The sequence below is a fragment of the Flavobacterium daemonense genome, from assembly GCF_007341385.1.
Taxonomy (GTDB): Bacteria; Bacteroidota; Bacteroidia; order Flavobacteriales; family Flavobacteriaceae; genus Flavobacterium; species Flavobacterium daemonense.
Genome location: NZ_VJYD01000001.1, coordinates 226,899 through 245,195, shown reverse-complemented (window position 1 = coordinate 245,195; position 18,297 = coordinate 226,899). Strand labels below are relative to the sequence as shown.

Sequence of the window (18,297 nt, the reverse complement as noted above, 5' to 3'; positions counted from 1 at the left end):
ATCTAACAAATCAGCAACAATCTATATTCGCCATCGTTTTCTATTGGCGCTCTATGAATGCACGGTAAAACTTGTTGTTTTGGATGATCTACGGCCAGTCGCCAGATATGCCCTAATCCTAAATTAATTGGTTTTGCATCTTCGTGTACCTGATAATGCAGATCAAAGTAATTTTCTTTTAAAAAATCTTCGAATTCTTCGTCTGTTCCGTCATGGAGTTTTTTTAGCTTTGCTCGAATTTCTGGAATTAAGATTTTTTGCTCTGCCTGCGAATTCGAAATTATATCACTCGCAGCTCCGTGATACGTGCACAAAAAAGTATCGGTTGCAATGGGAGAACGATCGACGTGAAACGAATAGACATCCGTAGATATGAAATCAAATTCATCATCACGTTCATAACATTTTAGCAAATTAAGTGAAGGCGAAGCACCAAAATCAGTTAATAATTTCAGATCATTTAAGATTATTTCTCTTGCTGAATTTCCTTTTTCTGATAATTGAAGTGCTCGTAAATCTTCGGGAAAAACTTCGGTTATATTTTCTTTTAAAGACAACTTGGCTGTAATTTCAGCAAAATCACCATCCAAATTTCTGTACCAGCATAATGCATTCATTTCTCCTTTGAAATCGGTATTTACCAAGTCCGAGAAAGCAGAAACCACTCCAATTTGGTCGTTGTCAGAAAACGTATTATTCATAATTATGATGTAGAGAAATCTATTTTTTTAATTTTTATATTTATTGATGTAAACCGTTTTCTTGTTTACAAATTCTTGAATACCATCTTGCGAAAGTTCGCGTCCGTATCCAGAATTTTTAGTGCCACCAAAAGGCAATCTCTGATCACTTTTTACGAGTTCGTTTACAAACACTGCTCCTTCGTCAAATTTTGGCACTAATCGGACAGCTTTTTCAAAGTCTTCTGTAAAGATCGTAACTCCAAGTCCAAATGCACTGCTATTTGACAGCTGAACCGCTTCTTCTTCATCCTTAAAAGTCGTAATTCCGATTACGGGACCAAAAATTTCTTCTGTAAAAATAGACATATCTGGCGTAACATTACCTACAACGGTAGGCTCAAAATACGCTTTATTTCTGTGGCCTCCAAGCAAGACTACTGCTCCCTTTTCTATTGTTTGTTGAAGCTGTTTTTCGAGTTCTTCGGCAAGATCAATTCGAGCCATAGTTCCAATTGTAGTTTCATCATTTAATGGATCTCCTTGACGAAGACTTTTGACACCTTCAAGAAAGGATTTTGTAAATTTTTCTGCAATCGATGATTCCACCAACAGGCGTTTTCCAGCAATACAACTCTGCCCCGCATTCTGAAAACGTGCTTGCACACAAGTTTTTACTGTTTGCTCGAGATTACAATCGGCAAAAACAACCAAAGCGTTGCTCCCTCCTAATTCGAGTACTGTTTTTTTAATTTCGCTTCCAGCAACAGCCGCTACAGCTCTTCCTGCAGCTTCACTTCCGGTAAGGGTTACCGCTTTCACTTTGGGATTTTTAATAATTTCTTCTACCTTTTTACTTCCAATAGGCAGATTCGTAAAACAACCTTTAGGAAATCCTGCTCTTTCAAATACTTTTTCAATACTTGTGGCGCATTTCATCACATTACTGGCATGTTTAAGTATTCCGACATTTCCCGCCATGAGCGCTGGAACAGCAAAACGCATAACTTGCCAAAATGGGTAATTCCAAGGCATGATCGCTAAAACAACTCCTATTGGTTCGTAACTAACATAACTTTTGTATGCTTCTGTTTCAATTATTTTATCTGAAAGCATTTCAGGCGCATGTGTAGCGTAATAATCACATAAAGCGGCACATTTTTCTATTTCTGCCAATGACTGTGTGATTGGTTTTCCCATTTCCTGAGTAATAATCTCAGCATATTCGCGGGCGTTTTTTCTTAATTCCTGACCAGCATTTTTCATTAATATTGAACGTTCCGAAAATGGAATCTCTTTCCATACTTTATATTGTAGATCTGCAGTTTCAATCACATTCTTAATCTTTTGACTCTGCATTTCAACACATTCATATACCGTTTCCTGATTATAAGGATTTATAGACTTTATCATAATTGTCTTATTTTAATTAAAAGCACTGTAAAAGGTACAATTTATTTTGATTTAAATATTGCAAAAATGAAGTTTTTTATGTCTTCGAAAAACAAATCAAACTCAAAATAGAGCCTATATTTGGAAATTCTCATACATACGAAGATAAGTTAAAAAACTCAGTAAATTCAAAGGTTTACAGATACAAATTCGAACAAATTAAATAGAAAAACCAATAAAAAATTGCTTAACTTAGTATTCCATTTTTTACTGCTGAGATTGTTTCATAGTTAACATTCGAAGCTTTATTATAAAATCAGGTTTATATGAAAAATAACCCCAAATTACTTAGTAATTATGAATATAAGAAGTTCTTTCTTCCCGATATATCCGCTCATAATCTTTTTAATAATTCTAACGTTCAGCTGTACCGAATTGAAAATTATTTAAAGAAGATTGTAATTCCCGTTAATCCCTATCAAACGACTTTTAACTTTTTGATTTTTGTAACTAAAGGATTTGTAAAACAACAACTAGAAACATCTGTTTTTGAAATTAATGCGAATCAAGCGCTTAGTATTAAACAAGGGAATTTTACGGCAACATTAGAATTGTCAGACGATGTTGAAGGTTTTTTTGTTATCTATGAAAATGAGGTTATTACAGAAATTTCATTGACAACGAGTGATTTAAATTTCTTTTATGCTTCGCCGTTCTCCATTTTAAACCCTAACAAAATCAATTGGCTTACTCGTTTATTTGAATTACTTGAAGAAGAATTAAATCAAACCGAACATATTGATGCTATTACAACATCACTTCTTCAGTCTGCGTTATTAAAAATTATACGAACGGAAAATACTAATAACAAATCGCTTAGTCGTGCAAGTTTTATTTCTTTTCAGTTTAGAGAATTGGTACAGAAAAACCACATTCAGCATAAAAACATAGATTATTATTCTAATCTATTGAAAATATCAGATAATTATTTGAACAAATGCGTTAAAGAAACCACCGGAAAAGCGCCAAAACAATGGATAAACGAAATTACCATTCAGCACAGCCAAATTCTGTTACAAGATAACTCAAAAGAAATAGCAGAAATAGCATTTGAATTGCATTTTCAATCTCCTTCTTATTTTTCGCGCATGTTTAAAAAAGTGACGGGAGAATCTCCTTCTGAGTATCGTACACAGTTTTTAAAACATTAAAAAATAGATCCAAACACATAGAAACATAGGTTTTATTGCTTGTATTGAAGATTAAAAGAAAAAGCAAGCTTTAACACATAGTTCTTAATGCATTATTTTAAATAAATACTTTTGCCTGAGTACACGGATAAAACAGATTCGCTTTGCGAAAACGCGGATAAGAACGGATATTTAATAAATCCTTTTTTACTTAAAAACGAAAACGCTTACAACAGGATTTTAAACATCCGTTATAAGCGTTTTTTTTCTAAAAAAACTCTTCTTTAAAAGCTAGACTTTTATCGATTAGTTAAGCTGGCGTACCTTCACTATTCGAAACCACAGCGTCAATTTGAATTAAAGCATCCATAGGAATTGCCGAAACTCCAATTACTGTTCTTGCAGGCAAATCGCCATTAAAAAACAAATTATAGATTTCGTTTACGGCATTAAGATCTTCAATATTTTTAAGCTGGATATTAATTTTTACAACGTCATCCATTTTGTGATCGATGCTTTCTAAAATTGCTCTAATATTGTTTAAACATTGTTCTGCTTGTTCCTTAACACCACCGCCAACTATCTGATTGGTTTCTGGAATAAGCGGCAATTGTCCCGAAATGTGATTGTAATGTGAATAAGCCACAGTATGCGAATACGGAACTTTTGGTGCATTTTCTGTATTATTTGCTTCAATTACCAGAAAGCGTGCATCTTCTGCAAGTTGCGGAGGTGTTCCGTCACCGTGTGATACCGCTACATCAATCTGAACCAAAGCGTCTATTGGCAAAGCTGCTGCGTTAATAATTGTTCTAGCAGGAACATAGTTTGGGAAGAATTTTGCTAAAACGCCATTTACAGTTTCTGCATCTGAAAGGTTTTTAAGAAAAATATTGGTTTTAACCACATCATTCATAACATGTCCGATGCTTTCTAAAATTGCTTGGATGTTTTTTAAGCATTGTTCTGTCTGTTCAGCCGCACCGCCTGCAACTATCTTACCCGACTGAGGATCGATAGGCAATTGAGCCGAAATATTGTTGTAATGAGAAAATGCTACAGTTTGTGCGTTTACACTTTTTGGCGCTTTCTCTGTGTTTCTAGTTACTTTAACAAGATCTAATGCTTTTTGCGGCGTCGTTCCTTCGCCATTTGAAATAAGAGCATCTATTTGAATCAAAGCGCCTTCAAGTGGCAAAGCTGCTACAGCAACTGTTGTACGTGTTGGAAGCTCTTTTTTGAAGAATGTTTTATACACTTCTTCAATTGCTTCAATGTCAGAAATATTCTTAACGAATACAGTCAATTTTACGGCATCATCCATAACATGTCCAATGCTTTCAACAATTGCTTGAATATTTGTCAAACATTGTTTTGCTTGTTCTTTAACGGTATTGCCAACAATTTCTCCCGTTTTTGGATCGATAGGCAATTGCGCCGAAATATTATTGTAATGGGAAAATGCTACAGTTTGGGTTGAAAACGGGCTTTTTGGCGCATTTTCCGTGTTTCTCGAATTCTTTTTGATTTCGCTCATAATTTGTTTGTTTTTCTGTTTTAATTATTACTTTTTTATGGATTAACGAGTTGAGTGAGATTGAATAAACTTTAATTTTAACACATTAATAATTAGCTTTTTACTCCTTCTTTTAAGTTCACAGAAAAAGCAAGCTTTAACACATAGCTCTATGTGCATTGAAATTAGTGAAACGCCTTTTTTTGAGTTTACAAAAACTATGTTTCTATGTGTTTAAAATAATTTTACAAAATGTGTTAAGCACTAAGTCTTTCTATTAGTTTATCATGCCCCGAAAGGATTTTTCCAAATTACATCCAAGGCCAAATAATTCACGTCTGAAATAGCTGCTCCTTTTCCGATAAGGTTATACATGTAGCCAACGTCGAAAATAAATGGAATTTCATGCGGACTAATTGAATAGTAAAGCGTAAACCTGCTTTCTTTATAAGCAAACTTTGACCACTCATTTTCTGGCTCATTTTCTTTGCTAATAGCAAAAAGCGCCTCTGCTCCGCCTATAAAATGATGCGTTTTACTGCTTCCTAAATCCAGGCTCAGTTGTGTTTTAAACCTTGTACGCAACTGAAAATTCTCCTCGGCATTACTGAAATCTGGATTAAAAAATTTTCTAAACTCTTGTCTAATCGTATTTTTCCATTTCAGTCCGTTGCCTTCTGTGATATAAGAATAGCGTCCGTATAATCTGAATTCCTGTTCAATTGCAGGGTTTAATTCCGCATAAGGCGCATCAGAATCATAATTATTTGCTCGTCTGTAGCTCAATGCATAAGAGTATTCCCAATTCTTTTTGAACCGATTTGAAATTTCTTCATTGATTACCAGAATAGCCATTTTTGAAAACGGATTGTTTTCGTCTGGACTACTCTTTAATCCATATCCTACGTAAGTGGTCGATTCTTTTTGTTTAAGTGAATCTAAAGATTGCCTGACTCCAAAGGCAAACCAAGCTGCGTTTTTTCCCTCTCCTAAACCCGGAGGGCTCAACTGTGCGTATGAATTACTAAATGTGACCACAAAAATGACCACTGCCAATCGCAATTTGTTTTTTGTAGACACTTTTTTCATTTTTTATCAAGTTTAAATTTTGTAGCTTATTCCTGCTTTTACAGCGAAAGGTGTTCCCGGAGTAAAACATAATTCTGATACCGAATTTGTCTCATTTCTGAGTCTGGTTTCTGTTTCGAATTGTGCTTCATTCCATTTGGTGTTAAAGATGTTTTGAAACTGCAGATTTAACTCCCAACTTTTTTTGCCATACGCCAACACAAGATCGTTAACAAAATAGCCTCGTGTTCTTACCGAATTATCTTCGATAGCAGGTCGCGAATCCATATAGCGGTATCTTAGATTTGCCGAGAAACCTGACCGAAGTTTTACCGCCACGCCTCCTGTACTTGTAAGCGTTGGAACTAATGGAATATAATCTTCCCCCTTTGGCTCATCAATAAAACGGGCATGAGCATAATTAAGATCTCCGTCAAGATACAGCCAAGGAAATGGTTGGTATCTCAAACTAAGATCGAATCCCAAACGACGTGTTTTTCCTGATGGTTCTATAACAGCTTCATCTCCAACATATACAAATTCTTGCTGCAGATACATATGCCATATTGCAGGCTGAATAATCATGTTAGCGGTTGGTCGAAGGATAACACCAAGATCACTTCCAAAAGAATAAGGCAGAATTTCTTTTCCATCTTGCGCCACGACAACTCTTACATCATTGGAGTGAAATCCAAAACCAGATTTAATATACCATTGCACATTTTGGTTTTGTGTATAGGAAATATTCAATTTCGGACTCACTCTTGCTGCCGAAGCCTCTTTTGCAGCCGGTAAACTAGCAAGTCGATCATGAAGACTGAAAGTAAAATAATCCAATCTCGCTGACGGATTTATAATCCATTTCTCCACTCTATAATCGATTGAAGTATAGCCGTGAACATTGATTTCAGAAGCAGATGCATCAGACAGTCTGTCTAACAATAAATCACGCTGAAAAACATGATTTAACTGCAAATCCTTGATATCATCAAAACGAAAACCTACTCCAGAAGTCCAAGTCATATTGCTATTTTCAAATGCAAATCTTCGGACATACTTATTTTCTAATCCATAAATAGAGCGATTGTCAGTTTGTTGAATTTCATCTCCATAAACGGGATCCTTTAGAAAAAAAGTAAAGTTTGAAAAGAGGTTAAAGTCATATTTCGAATAAAATAAATTACTAGAAAACTCTTCATTCTCACTCGCTAAATACTTATAATTTAATGCCAAATTTGTCCTTGATGTTCTCCCGCCCTCCGTTGGGTCTATTGATCCCCACCTGCTTATAATTCCTTCTTCTACTGCTCTTTCCGGAATTTGTCCCGAGGCATTCCAGTCCGAACTAAAGGTAGATCCCAGAATAGAGAAATAATGTTTTTCATCAATCCATTGGCTGTACTTCGTCAAAAAATTAATGCGTTTAAAATCCTGCTTTACATCAAACGGCCCGTCGGTATAATTGAATTCACCAGCTACGTAAAAACTCTTATCTTTCATGGTTTTATTTAAAAGATTAAGCATCGTAACTGCTCGCATGGTATTGAACGAACCACCTTCTATCTTAAAAAGGTTATTCTCTAATTTGTCAAATGTGCTAAAATTTACATAACCCGAGGTATTAAAATCGCCTTTATCGGCATAATAAGATCCTTTTCCAAAATCGATATCTTTAATCGTTTCTGGAATCAGAAAATGCAAATCGGCATATCCTTGTCCATGTGCATGCGAGACTATATTTACTGGGATTCCGTCAGCCATAACGCTAATGTCGGTTCCATGATCATTATCAAAACCTCGCAAAAATATTTGTTCTGCCTTGCCTCCGCCAGCATGTTGGGCGATAAAAAGTCCCGGGACTTTTCGCAATAAATCCTGTGCAGAATTTACAGGCGCCATTTTTAAATCAACTTTCATTATTTGTTTTCTGAAGTCGATATTGCTGATAACTATTTTGCTCAGATGCATTGTATCTGCTTCTGATTTATTTACTTCTGGTTTATTTGTCTTTTGAGCGAAACCATTTTGTATTGTCAACAATACTATTACAATTGCTGTAAAAAGTTTGTTTCTCATTACGCTTTATTTTATTTTACAATTGATGGCTCTTGTTTTTGATTTTTACTTTCAAAATGGCTCACTACTTTTTTTAGGGAAACGATTACCCACATAGAGAAAACAAATGGAAACGTAAGTGTAATCCATCCATGATGCATCATAAAAATATCGAAGTAGGTTGCTATCACAACGGATAGCAATACATATAATCCATCTCTGGGTTTTACACCGCTGCAGGCAATTCCGCATAAAACAGCGTTGAAACTAAACATCCCATCTTCTATTAGTTTTACAGAATCTTCGTAAAAACCTGCAATTGCCCCCGCAATCACTGCTGCTACAAATCCGTATAATGCCGCTGTAGGGTTATTCAGAAAAACTCCTACGAAAAACAATAGACCCGCGGCAATAGTTCCTTGAAAAATTACTTCGCTGTAAGCATGCGCCGCTACTGCAAAAACCTCTAATTCGCCCATCTCGCTATTTGCAATTGGTGTTCTTGCTGCAGCTAATCCAAAATGCTGAATCATCAAAACAGCAACTACTGTAATTACAATAAAAGGAAAAGTGAAAAAAGGTATTTTTTTGCGAATGGAAAATTCCATGAGCAATGTACTAATTACAGATCCTAAAACGATCAAAAACCATATTAGCGGACTAGCTTCAAAGAAGAAAACCAACCCCACTCCTACTAACGTTGCATTAAATCCGTACAAACCTGCTTTTATATTCTCGTTACTGAAACCGCAAATTCTTGCTGTTGCAGTACCAATTATAGCACTCAACAAGGTGCCAACGCCCATAAGCAGCGAATCATATGATATTGCAATTAAAAATAATAATCCTGTCCAAGCGCTTTCTTGAAGCATGATTTGTCCAATGCCCTTAAGCACTGCTTCTACTATTGATTTTATTTTTTTCATTTATATATACTTCTAGAAATAAAAATTATTTGAATTACCAGCCTAAAAAAACCATCCCGATACCACATGCCAAAACTACTGCCCCGCTAATTGCCGGTGTATAACGTTCGAGCTTTTCTGTTTTGAAAAAAGAATATCCATATACTCCTAAAAGCACCATTCCAAGCATCGTCAAAACTGTACTAAGCGTAAAAACACTAACGATTGTAGAAATTTCGCCAACAGAACGCTTCAACCCAGAATAGAATAACAAAGGAATTAGAGGTTCGCTTGGTCCCATCACAAAAATGGCAAATAAAACCAAAGGCGTTACTTTAACTCGATTTGTTGACATAACCACTTCTCCATGTTTATGCGAATACACAAATACATCTTCGCCCATTACGTCAAAGTGTTTGTGCGCTTTGTTCTTGTATGCAGCCCAAAGCCCATAAACAAGGTAAATTGCACCAAATAACAACAGTGCCCAGCTTGCAACATTGCCCCTAAAATCTTGAAAAAATGTTATTTTATTGACTTGCCAACCTAAGAAAACTCCAATAAACCCTAAAACTACCGAACTCAGAATATGTCCTAAACCACAAACGATTGTAAGCATTATTGTTTTAGAGATGCTCCACTTTCGTGATCTAGATAAAACAATAAATGGCAGATAATGATCAGGCCCCGAAGCAGTGTGAAAAAAGCTGATACTGATCGCTGTAATCGATAATGCTATTAAATTTGAATCCATAATCTGCTTAAATTTGTATTACTGCTTTTTCTTCCCAAAGCACATCCTGCACTTTTCTGAAAAAATCAAATATTTGCTCTCCTCCATTTCCAAGAATTCTAATCACAAAACCATTTGCTTCTAGTTTACTGATTCCGAATGATACATTTTCCAGTCCTTCCAATTCTTTAAAAAAATATTCGATACTATCTTCCAAATCATCATTTTTTGTATTGAGATATACAAAGGTTCCTTGATGGGTAAAACCTTCCAGCAAACCCATTGCAGCCAAGGGCATAATATCAGGTCTCAACAAAACATTGTCCTTTAAGATAAGCCTGTCATGATGGTAAACCTCCGTAAGGTTCTGAAAATGACTATATTTAAAAGTTTCTCCATGATGTTTGCGTCCACAAGTAATAATTTCACTTATCGTTAAATCACAATCATCTTCAAGCTGAATCTTGTTATGACTTTTAAATGTAGAATCTTCATGAGGCACCACAGGATGAGGAACATAAGAGAAAGAAGTTCCTTTTTCCATTTTGATATTCATGATTTGCGATGCACTACCCTCCATATTAAACAATCGCTGATAGGACTGTGACTGCAATTGCAAACGAGCATTTTCTTTTACATTCACCTGAATATCATATACGTCACCGCTTAAAATTCCAGGTGATGAACTCATGATCATCAAATAAGAAGCTCCATCAGATTTATACTGCCCAACAGGCATAATCCTAAAGGGCTGGTTTACGTACGCATCTCTTAAAAATGATTCCCCATCCCTTTCTTCTATTTCTATTTTTAGGGTACTTACCATTTGATTAACGAACTAAATTTGGTTCTTCAATATCTTCTAGTAATGCATATTTCTTGATCCAGCCAATAACTTCATCAATTCCTTCTGTAGATCTAAGGTTTGAGAATACAAATGGCGCGCCTTTTCTCATTCTACGTGCATCGTTCTCCATTACTTCTAAACTAGCTCCTACATACGGCGCCAAGTCAATTTTATTAATCAAAAGCAAATCAGATCTTGTAATACCTGGTCCACCTTTACGAGGAATTTTTTCTCCTTCGGCCACATCAATTACGAAAATCGTCACATCGGCCAAGTCTGGTGAAAAAGTTGCAGAAAGGTTATCTCCACCACTTTCAATTAGAATTAATTCGATATCCGGAAAGCGCGAAACCAATTCATCTACCGCTTCTAAATTCATACTCGCATCTTCACGAATTGCAGTGTGCGGACAACCTCCCGTTTCTACTCCAATGATTTTTTCTTTTGGCAAAAGACTATTTTTTACCATAAATTCTGCATCTTCTTTAGTATAGATGTCATTTGTAATTACTCCTAAATTATAGTCGTTTAGCATTTTTCGGCTTAAACGTTCCAACAATGCAGTTTTTCCTGATCCAACAGGTCCTGCCACTCCTACTTTTACATATTTTCTAGTTTCCATTTTTTATTTTTTTTTAAGACATGTATAATCTTGAATAAAGTCTCTCGTGCTGCATACAGCGAATATCAAACGCGATGCTGCAAAGACCAACAAGCTCTCTGTCAATTGTTAGTGTTTCTTTTGCTAATTTTTTAATCAGCGGTTGTAATTCGAATAAAACATCTTGTCCATCTAATTGTCCTAGAGGTACAAGCTTTACCGAATTGGTAATCATTCCGATAGCTGTATTGTAATAGAATGCGAATAAAGCTTCGTCAAGCGGAATTTCCAATAACTGAGCATACAATCCAAAAGCGATACAATAGTGGGCAGTAGCTTCTTTAGTTGCTATTGCATGTTCATAACCGTCAATAAGGTCAAAGGCTTTTTGTCTTCGGAAAATCTTAATTAGTCGAATTCCCAACTTCTGACTTGCCTCACGTATTTCACGCGGACTTTTTAAAGCGCTACATTCTTGATCTAGTTTTATGATGGTTTTCAAATCATTATTTGCAGCCGCTTCATAAGCTAATTTCAAGAAAGATGCGTCATTGTATTTAATGTTATACATTAACATGTTTGATACAAACTCCTTTGCCGAAGCCACAGAATTTACTGCCTCATCCTGAACATAAGTCTCCAATCCGTTAGAGTGTGTGTATCCTCCAATTGGCAAAGTAGGATCTGCCAAATGAAGAAGACTTCCTAAATAAGTATTTTCTATATTAGTCATTTGAAGAAGCCATATTTAGGATTTTTGTAAAAAGAGACGAATTTCCATGACCGTGAGGCGCTACATTCGATTTTAGCAAATGCAAGAGTTTTATCTCTTGTTTTTCTGGTTTGTAACCACTCGCTTCTAACCATCTAAACATTGGTATTTCAAAAGGCATCATAATCTGATCATTCTGAATAAATAATGGAAGATGTTTGTTTCCAATTTCGTAGCATATCGTACCCATTTCTAATAGAGAAGACGGTGTCATTACGATTGCTTCACACGGTTTGATATTCACGATAACAGCTTTTTTATCATCCTGATACAGAATATCATCTTGATTCAATCGCTGTCCTTCTTGAATAAATTTAATCGCAATTTCCATCCCTGAATTTGTTCGCTTGCGCTGAATTCTCTTAGTAGTTTCAAACCACTCAATTTCCAGCAGATCGACCTCAAGTCCTTCAATAGATTGCGTTTTTGTATTGCCTATTATCCCTTGTACAATCATTATTTCATTCTTTTAAAAGAGATATTCTTTGAAACGCCAAGCCCTAATGTTGAGCCATTTATTCCTGCAACAAATGTTCGGTTACTCGTTTTATTTGCGTCATTTCCTGTTGTGTTTTCATAAGATAATTCACAGAATTTAGCTTTTAGCGCCCAGCCATGACCAAGAAATACGGCAACAATTGGGTAGATTCTTCCCAGATAACCGTTGTAGCTATAAGATCCTGGAGTATTCATAAGCGTATTTCCCCATACATAATGCGCGTCAGCCTGAGCGATGATGGCAAAGTGATCTCCGATACTCCAAGAATCACTGTAAAAAGGACCAATTTCATGTTTAGAATCAGTAAGATTTCCTGCTGCGTTTTTCTCTTGATCAAAAGCAAAATTCATCCCCGCAACAACATGATCATTAAAAAAATACCCTACTCCAACAGGGTTCGCGCCAAAACTGCTACCCGTATTATTATTGTCTTTATAAGTTAAAGAACCATAAAGCATTAAAGATCCTTTCTGCGCATGAACCGTTGTAAAACTGGCACATATTAGAAGAAGAATTAAACCCAAATTTATTTTCCAATTTTTCATAAAATTCTTTTGATTTTTGTTTCTAATCTTACTGCGACAACATAAATTGTCGCAGTAAGAAGTAAAATAATTATTAATTAAAACAAATAGTATAGTTGTGCTAACGGAAGTTTATCCAACGGTTCACAAGTGATTTTTTCTCCATTGATTGTTACGGTATAGTTTTCAGCATTTACCATGATCTCTGGAGTTGCGTTGTTATGAATCATATCAGCCTTGCCAATGTTTCTGCAATTTGAAACTGCTAGTAATTTCTTTTCCAAACCATATTCTTCGGCAATATTATTATCGATACCTGCCTGAGAAACAAAGGTGAACACCGTTTTAGTTAATGCTTTACCATAAGCTCCAAACATATTACGCATAATAATAGGTTGTGGTGTTGGAATAGAAGCATTAGCATCCCCCATTTTGCTTGCGGCAATAAAACCACCTTTTACGATAATTTCTGGCTTAACTCCAAATAATGCCGGTTTCCAAATTACCAAATCTGCAATCTTTCCTGGTTCTATAGATCCAACGTGATTAGAAATTCCGTGGGCAATCGCAGGGTTGATTGTGTATTTAGAAACATATCTTTTTGCACGAAAGTTGTCGTTTTTGTTTGCTGCATCTTCAGCTAAAAACCCTTTTTGAATTTTCATCTTATCTGCCGTTTGCCAAGTACGAGTAATTACCTCTCCAACACGTCCCATAGCCTGCGAATCGGAACTCATGATACTGAATACTCCCATATCTTGAAGCACATCTTCTGCCGCAATAGTTTCTGGACGAATACGTGAATCAGCAAAAGCTACATCTTCTGGGATTTTTGGGCTTAAGTGATGACAAACCATTAACATATCTAAATGTTCATCAATCGTATTTGTTGTGTAAGGTCTAGTTGGATTTGTAGATGCTGGCAATACATTTGGATACATTGCTGCCTTGATAATATCTGGTGCGTGACCTCCACCTGCTCCCTCAGTGTGGAAAGTATGAATAACACGTCCTGCGATAGCATTCATAGTATCTTCAAGAAATCCTGCTTCGTTAAGCGTGTCAGTATGAATTGCTACTTGCACATCATATTTGTCTGCTGCTTTTAGAGAAGCATCTATCACGGCAGGAGTTGCTCCCCAATCTTCGTGGATTTTTACTCCTAATGCTCCAGCTTCAATTTGTTCTTCAATTGGAGCTTCTGTAGCCACATTTCCTTTTCCGAAGAAACCAACATTTACAGGAAATGCTTCTGCAGCCTGCAACATTCTTTTAATGTTGTGTTTTCCTGGTGTAACAGTTGTAGCATTTGTACCGTCAGCAGGGCCAGTTCCACCACCAATCATAGTTGTAATACCACTGTACAAAGCAGTTTCGATTTGAGTAGGACTGATAAAGTGAATGTGCGTATCAATTCCTCCAGCGGTAACAATATATCCATGTCCACCATGAACTTCTGTTGAAGCTCCGATAATCATACCGGGAGTGATATTGTCCATAGTATCTGGGTTTCCAGCTCTACCAACGCCAACAATTTTTCCATCTTTAATACCAATATCTCCTTTTACAATTCCCCAGTGGTCAATAACTGTAGCACCAGTAATTACAAAATCAAGAACACCTTCATCACGTAAAGCAGTTGAAGACTGGCACATTCCGTCTCTCACGGTTTTTCCTCCTCCAAATTTTGCTTCATCTCCATAAGAAGAAAAATCTTTTTCAATTTCGATAATAAGATTTGTATCTCCTAAACGTATTTGATCACCTACAGTTGGACCAAAAATACTTGTATAATTTTTTCTAGTTACTTCTAAACTCATGATTTCACATTTTTAAATTTTCCTTCCTCTAAACGTTCTAATGCAACAGCTTTATTATGCGGAGATAAGTCTCCATCTACTAAATTGTTGTGTCCAAAAAGACGCTGGTTTCCCCCAAATTCAGTCAATTCAACTTCTTTCTCTTCTCCTGGCTCAAATCTCACTGCTGTACTGGCAATAATATTTAATCGCATTCCGAATGCTTTTTCTCTGTCAAAAGACATCATTCTGTTCACTTCAAAAAAATGAAAATGTGAACCTACTTGAATTGGTCTGTCTCCTGTATTTGTAACTTTTATCGTTAACGTTTTACGGCTATCATTACAAATAATAGGGCTGTTTTTTAATATAATTTCTCCCGGAATCATTGCTGTTTTTTTTTAGGGTTATCGCACAGGATTGTGCACTGTTACTAATTTAGTTCCATCGGGAAATGTAGCTTCAATCTGTATGTCATGAATCATTTCCGCAACTCCTTCCATCACATCTTCTTTACGAAGCAGTGTTGCGCCATATTGCATTAATTCGGCTACAGTCTTGCCGTCTCGCGCACGTTCCATCAGTTCACTGCTAATAAGAGCAATAGTTTCAGGATAATTTAATTTTAAGCCACGGGCTTTTCTTTTTTGAGCCAATTCTCCAGCTATATGCAGCATTAGCTTCTCGACTTCTCTTGGTGTTAAATGCATAATAATTTTTTTAGGTTATGTTTAAAATATAGAGATCCGCATAACTGATCTCTTTGATCAATAATGATTTATTTTAAGGGATAAAAATGAATGAAAGTCAAGGCAATAATTGCCCATTCCAAATAGGATTCTATTTGGGTAAATTTTGTGGTATTTTTTTATAGGAGAATATATGTACTCTTATCTATTGCAAAATGCAATGACTGCTTATAGGATTAAGTGTCTTTTCATTTTTACATTAAAATACTGGCATGCTTTTTCACTCATGATAAAATATAGATTTTCACCATGAACATAACGTGCTGAATTTCAATTGAGCAACTAGTAAGAGAAAGAATTAAATGTGGATTTTAAGACTATGGAATAGGATATTTCGTGACATGTTTCTAAAAGGAACTGTGTTTCGTTCCCATAGTCCTTGACTGTTCAATTTTATATTTTCTACATAAACAAAACTGTAGTCCTTTAAATCCTTGAAATTTAAATTAAGCGGAGAAACAGGTAAAGAGCTGTTGCATTTTTCCGTTTCAAAAGTATTCTCTAATAAAACAAATTTTAACTCATCGGGATCAGAAAGTGCTTTATTAATAAAGGTCTTATTCGGAGTTAGCGTTTCAATTACTGATTCAGTTGCTGTATGATTATTTATTTTATTTACAATGCCATTACTATAACTATTGGAAATAGTTAGTAGGCAAATTTGTAAGAATAAAATATAAGCTAACTTCATCGAGAAGATTTCAATTATTAGAGAATTGTTCCTTGTATACTCGCAAAATTAGTGGGGTTGTAACACAATTGAGTAGCACAAATCTTGACTTTTCTTTTCCAAATTTGTTGATAACAGAAATTTAACACTATTTTTTGTTGTTTAGTAAGCGAACTGAGCTTTTATTCTTCTTTAAACCCTAATTCTGCTGCTATTACATAGAATGAATTGCATCAAATCTTTCAATCAATTAACTTAAATCCTTTATTTCTGACGCTCAGGATTTCTACAGCTGGATCAGCGCTCAAATATTTACGGAGACGTGTAATATAAACATCCATGCTTCGCGCCGTAAACGGATTGCTATCGCCCCAAAGCAGCAACAAAGCTTTATTTCGATCTAATAATTGATTTTTATTTTGAACGAGCAAATCCAACAATTCAGATTCACGCTGCGAAAGATTGACCGATTTCCCTTCAATCGTTAATTCCAGCCTATGAAGATTGAACTGAAAATTTCCAACTTTGATATTTTTATCAGATGTTGCAGAAGTCTCATCATCAGAATAGTTATACGTTCGTCTTACGAGTTTCTGTATGCGCAAGATCAGCTCTTCCATGCTAAAAGGCTTTTTCATATAATCATCGGCACCAATTTTTAGTCCTTTTAAAACATCGGTGATTTCATTTTTTGCAGTAAGAAAAATTATTGGAGTCAAGTGATCTATTATGCGAATATCTTCTACAAGTGAATATCCATCTTTTCTGGGCATCATGATATCAATTACGCATATATCTGGTTTTTTCTTCTGAAATTGTTCCCAGCCTTCCACTCCATTTTTGGCAATTGTAAAACTAAACCCTCTCAATTCAAGAGTCTCTTTTATGATAGTTGAAAGTACTTCTTCATCTTCTACCAATAAAACATGAATTATATCACTCATAACGGAAATTTAATAATAAAGGTTGTACCTGATCCTAGATTACTGTTTACGATTATGTCGCCCGAAAGCAAACTAACTAGTTCTTTTACATAACTCAATCCTATTCCATAACCTTTTACATCGTGCAAATCTCCAGATGTAATTCGGTAGAATTTGTCAAAAATCAATGGAAGGTTCTCCTCGCTTATACCGCTTCCATTATCCTGAACTTCCAACTGCCAATATTTTGATGTACTGAAGACTTTCACTATAAGTTCAGCAGAATTAGAACTGTACTTTAGGCCATTATCGATAAGATTTGTCAATATCCCGTCAATCATATCTTTGTCTGTGCGAATGATTTCATTTTCTAATTGAATAAAAACTGAAATCTGATTGTGATCATTTACCTGAAATTTGTCAACTATACTTCTTACTAATTCGTTAATATTTACATCGGTTAAATTTACGTATTTTACTCCTAATTCGTATCTTGTTATGTCCAAAAGGCGATCTATGTTATAATCGAGTTTATTTAAAACATCGGCATTAATTTCTAAATAACGTTTTGTTTTCTCTGGATTAGAAACTTCTCCAAATTGCAATAAAGCCTCATTTGTTGATTTCAAAATTGATATTGGCGTTCGCAATTCGTGTGTAATGTTGCTTATAAAATTGTTCTTTTTATAATCCAGCTGTTTCTGTCTGTAAATGATCAAACCAAGATACCAAAGACTTCCACCTGTCAGAATTACCAAAATTATTGATATCGAAACCGGAATGATGTTTTTTGAAAGCAGAAATTTTCCTGTTTTAAAAAGCTGCGCTTCAATTACCCAGTTTTTGTTGTTTGTGCCTAGCGGAACGCTCACAACTTCTTTACAATCAGGAACTGCCTTTTTTTTCACTGCCAATTTATAGTCAATAAAAATTCCTTGTTTGTTGAGTTCTTTTCTGAAATCTTCATTAACCATCCTCAAATCAACATTTTGCTTATTTGACGAAGCAATTAGTTTTACCAAAAAAAGACGTACGCTTTCTAAATTTGCTGTATCAATTTTTAAAGGTTGCATTCCGATTTTGATTGGCCCTCCCGATTTCGAAAAATCTCCTTGTAAGTTTAATTTTTCTTTCTTTTCATCGGTAACCTCGCTTACTATCGACAAATAAGGGCTTTCATTAGATAAACTCATAGGAGTTCTAACTTTTTCCAGAAAGAACAAATCGACGCTTCGCTGTAATGCGTTTTTTACTTTCCCTTGAAAATTCTCCCGACTTTCTTCATAGGTTCTGTACACCCAAAAAAGTTGAAAAAGCAAAATACTGCAAACAGTGATAGAGGTAATCAAAATAATTTTAAACTGATTTTTCATA

At 35.4% G+C, this 18,297-nt stretch carries 19 protein-coding genes; 1 reads left to right on the top strand and 18 read right to left on the bottom strand.

The genetic code is table 11. From position 1 onward, the window contains the following. Nucleotides 1-2 precede the first annotated feature (2 nt). Both FND99_RS00930 and FND99_RS00925 read right to left on the bottom strand, forming a co-directional pair. Complete coding sequence (locus FND99_RS00930) at nt 3-701, bottom strand: DUF1826 domain-containing protein (RefSeq protein WP_144336126.1); 699 nt, start codon at nt 699-701, stop codon at nt 3-5. A gap of 27 nt (nt 702-728) precedes the next feature. Continuing rightward, nucleotides 729-2,093 carry an NAD-dependent succinate-semialdehyde dehydrogenase gene (locus tag FND99_RS00925; RefSeq protein WP_144336125.1) on the bottom strand — a complete coding sequence of 455 codons (1,365 nt, stop codon included), beginning with the start codon at nt 2,091-2,093 and terminating at the stop codon, nt 729-731. A 305-nt stretch (nt 2,094-2,398) separates the two neighbouring features. Between FND99_RS00925 and FND99_RS00920 the strand changes: the two genes are divergently transcribed. After that, on the top strand, nt 2,399-3,283 hold the full coding sequence (locus FND99_RS00920; protein ID WP_144336124.1) for a helix-turn-helix domain-containing protein: 885 nt from the start codon (nt 2,399-2,401) through the stop codon (nt 3,281-3,283). Between the two features lie 289 nt (nt 3,284-3,572). Here the strand turns inward: FND99_RS00920 and FND99_RS00915 are convergent, their stop codons facing one another. The 16 genes from FND99_RS00915 to FND99_RS00840 all read right to left on the bottom strand — a co-directional run bounded on the left by FND99_RS00915 (nt 3,573) and on the right by FND99_RS00840 (nt 18,296). After that, nucleotides 3,573-4,799 (bottom strand): RidA family protein, encoded by a 1,227-nt coding sequence (locus tag FND99_RS00915; protein WP_246074145.1) that lies wholly within the window; start codon nt 4,797-4,799, stop codon nt 3,573-3,575. 264 nt (nt 4,800-5,063) lie between these two features. Further along, the gene (locus tag FND99_RS00910) at nt 5,064-5,867 is read right to left on the bottom strand and encodes a DUF2490 domain-containing protein (protein WP_144336122.1); all 804 of its coding nucleotides are present in this window, start codon (nt 5,865-5,867) and stop codon (nt 5,064-5,066) included. Nucleotides 5,868-5,879: 12 nt separating this feature from the next. Next, nucleotides 5,880-7,922 carry a TonB-dependent receptor gene (locus tag FND99_RS00905; protein ID WP_144336121.1) on the bottom strand — a complete coding sequence of 681 codons (2,043 nt, stop codon included), beginning with the start codon at nt 7,920-7,922 and terminating at the stop codon, nt 5,880-5,882. Between the two features lie 11 nt (nt 7,923-7,933). Next, on the bottom strand, nt 7,934-8,827 hold the full coding sequence (locus tag FND99_RS00900; RefSeq protein WP_144336120.1) for an urea transporter: 894 nt from the start codon (nt 8,825-8,827) through the stop codon (nt 7,934-7,936). Between the two features lie 34 nt (nt 8,828-8,861). Continuing rightward, entirely contained in the window at nt 8,862-9,560 is a 699-nt protein-coding gene (locus tag FND99_RS00895) for a hypothetical protein (protein WP_144336119.1), read from the bottom strand. Nucleotides 9,561-9,567: 7 nt separating this feature from the next. Next, complete coding sequence (locus FND99_RS00890; protein WP_144336118.1) at nt 9,568-10,365, bottom strand: urease accessory protein UreD; 798 nt, start codon at nt 10,363-10,365, stop codon at nt 9,568-9,570. Between the two features lie 4 nt (nt 10,366-10,369). Next, nucleotides 10,370-11,008 carry an urease accessory protein UreG gene (gene ureG, locus FND99_RS00885; RefSeq protein WP_144213159.1) on the bottom strand — a complete coding sequence of 213 codons (639 nt, stop codon included), beginning with the start codon at nt 11,006-11,008 and terminating at the stop codon, nt 10,370-10,372. A gap of 13 nt (nt 11,009-11,021) precedes the next feature. Then, nucleotides 11,022-11,711, bottom strand: a complete 690-nt coding sequence (locus FND99_RS00880) for an urease accessory protein UreF (protein WP_144336388.1) — start codon at nt 11,709-11,711, stop codon at nt 11,022-11,024. Between the two features lies 1 nt (nt 11,712). After that, a complete protein-coding gene (gene ureE / locus FND99_RS00875; RefSeq protein ID WP_144336117.1) occupies nt 11,713-12,216 on the bottom strand; it encodes an urease accessory protein UreE in 504 nt (167 codons plus the stop codon). Further along, on the bottom strand, nt 12,216-12,803 hold the full coding sequence (locus FND99_RS00870; RefSeq protein ID WP_144336116.1) for a hypothetical protein: 588 nt from the start codon (nt 12,801-12,803) through the stop codon (nt 12,216-12,218). The genes ureE and FND99_RS00870 overlap by 1 nt, the downstream gene beginning before the upstream one ends. A 77-nt stretch (nt 12,804-12,880) precedes the next feature. Beyond that, nucleotides 12,881-14,602, bottom strand: coding sequence for an urease subunit alpha (gene ureC, locus FND99_RS00865; protein ID WP_144336115.1), 1,722 nt, complete (start codon nt 14,600-14,602; stop codon nt 12,881-12,883). Continuing rightward, nucleotides 14,599-14,970: an urease subunit beta gene (ureB, locus tag FND99_RS00860; RefSeq protein WP_144336114.1), complete on the bottom strand. Its 372-nt coding sequence runs from the start codon at nt 14,968-14,970 to the stop codon at nt 14,599-14,601. Before ureB ends, ureC begins: the two co-directional genes overlap by 4 nt. 18 nt (nt 14,971-14,988) lie before the next feature. Then, on the bottom strand, nt 14,989-15,291 hold the full coding sequence (gene ureA, locus FND99_RS00855) for an urease subunit gamma (RefSeq protein ID WP_144336113.1): 303 nt from the start codon (nt 15,289-15,291) through the stop codon (nt 14,989-14,991). 337 nt (nt 15,292-15,628) lie between these two features. Beyond that, nucleotides 15,629-16,021 carry a hypothetical protein gene (locus FND99_RS00850; protein WP_144336112.1) on the bottom strand — a complete coding sequence of 131 codons (393 nt, stop codon included), beginning with the start codon at nt 16,019-16,021 and terminating at the stop codon, nt 15,629-15,631. Between the two features lie 221 nt (nt 16,022-16,242). Then, entirely contained in the window at nt 16,243-16,944 is a 702-nt protein-coding gene (locus FND99_RS00845) for a response regulator transcription factor (protein WP_144336111.1), read from the bottom strand. Further along, on the bottom strand, nt 16,941-18,296 hold the full coding sequence (locus FND99_RS00840; protein WP_144336110.1) for a sensor histidine kinase: 1,356 nt from the start codon (nt 18,294-18,296) through the stop codon (nt 16,941-16,943). Before FND99_RS00840 ends, FND99_RS00845 begins: the two co-directional genes overlap by 4 nt. Between the last annotated feature and the right edge of the window lies 1 nt (nt 18,297).

What these genes read in the sequence shown, in the direction of transcription:
- FND99_RS00930 (WP_144336126.1), bottom strand. Translation starts at nt 701, where the DNA reads ATGAATAATACGTTTTCTGACAACGACCAAATTGGAGTGGTTTCTGCT.
- FND99_RS00925 (WP_144336125.1), bottom strand. Translation starts at nt 2,093, where the DNA reads ATGATAAAGTCTATAAATCCTTATAATCAGGAAACGGTATATGAATGT.
- FND99_RS00920 (WP_144336124.1), top strand. Translation starts at nt 2,399, where the DNA reads ATGAAAAATAACCCCAAATTACTTAGTAATTATGAATATAAGAAGTTC.
- FND99_RS00915 (WP_246074145.1), bottom strand. Translation starts at nt 4,799, where the DNA reads ATGAGCGAAATCAAAAAGAATTCGAGAAACACGGAAAATGCGCCAAAA.
- FND99_RS00910 (WP_144336122.1), bottom strand. Translation starts at nt 5,867, where the DNA reads ATGAAAAAAGTGTCTACAAAAAACAAATTGCGATTGGCAGTGGTCATT.
- FND99_RS00905 (WP_144336121.1), bottom strand. Translation starts at nt 7,922, where the DNA reads ATGAGAAACAAACTTTTTACAGCAATTGTAATAGTATTGTTGACAATA.
- FND99_RS00900 (WP_144336120.1), bottom strand. Translation starts at nt 8,827, where the DNA reads ATGAAAAAAATAAAATCAATAGTAGAAGCAGTGCTTAAGGGCATTGGA.
- FND99_RS00895 (WP_144336119.1), bottom strand. Translation starts at nt 9,560, where the DNA reads ATGGATTCAAATTTAATAGCATTATCGATTACAGCGATCAGTATCAGC.
- FND99_RS00890 (WP_144336118.1), bottom strand. Translation starts at nt 10,365, where the DNA reads ATGGTAAGTACCCTAAAAATAGAAATAGAAGAAAGGGATGGGGAATCA.
- ureG (WP_144213159.1), bottom strand. Translation starts at nt 11,008, where the DNA reads ATGGAAACTAGAAAATATGTAAAAGTAGGAGTGGCAGGACCTGTTGGA.
- ureE (WP_144336117.1), bottom strand. Translation starts at nt 12,216, where the DNA reads ATGATTGTACAAGGGATAATAGGCAATACAAAAACGCAATCTATTGAA.
- FND99_RS00870 (WP_144336116.1), bottom strand. Translation starts at nt 12,803, where the DNA reads ATGAAAAATTGGAAAATAAATTTGGGTTTAATTCTTCTTCTAATATGT.
- ureC (WP_144336115.1), bottom strand. Translation starts at nt 14,602, where the DNA reads ATGAGTTTAGAAGTAACTAGAAAAAATTATACAAGTATTTTTGGTCCA.
- ureB (WP_144336114.1), bottom strand. Translation starts at nt 14,970, where the DNA reads ATGATTCCGGGAGAAATTATATTAAAAAACAGCCCTATTATTTGTAAT.
- ureA (WP_144336113.1), bottom strand. Translation starts at nt 15,291, where the DNA reads ATGCATTTAACACCAAGAGAAGTCGAGAAGCTAATGCTGCATATAGCT.
- FND99_RS00850 (WP_144336112.1), bottom strand. Translation starts at nt 16,021, where the DNA reads ATGAAGTTAGCTTATATTTTATTCTTACAAATTTGCCTACTAACTATT.
- FND99_RS00845 (WP_144336111.1), bottom strand. Translation starts at nt 16,944, where the DNA reads ATGAGTGATATAATTCATGTTTTATTGGTAGAAGATGAAGAAGTACTT.
- FND99_RS00840 (WP_144336110.1), bottom strand. Translation starts at nt 18,296, where the DNA reads ATGAAAAATCAGTTTAAAATTATTTTGATTACCTCTATCACTGTTTGC.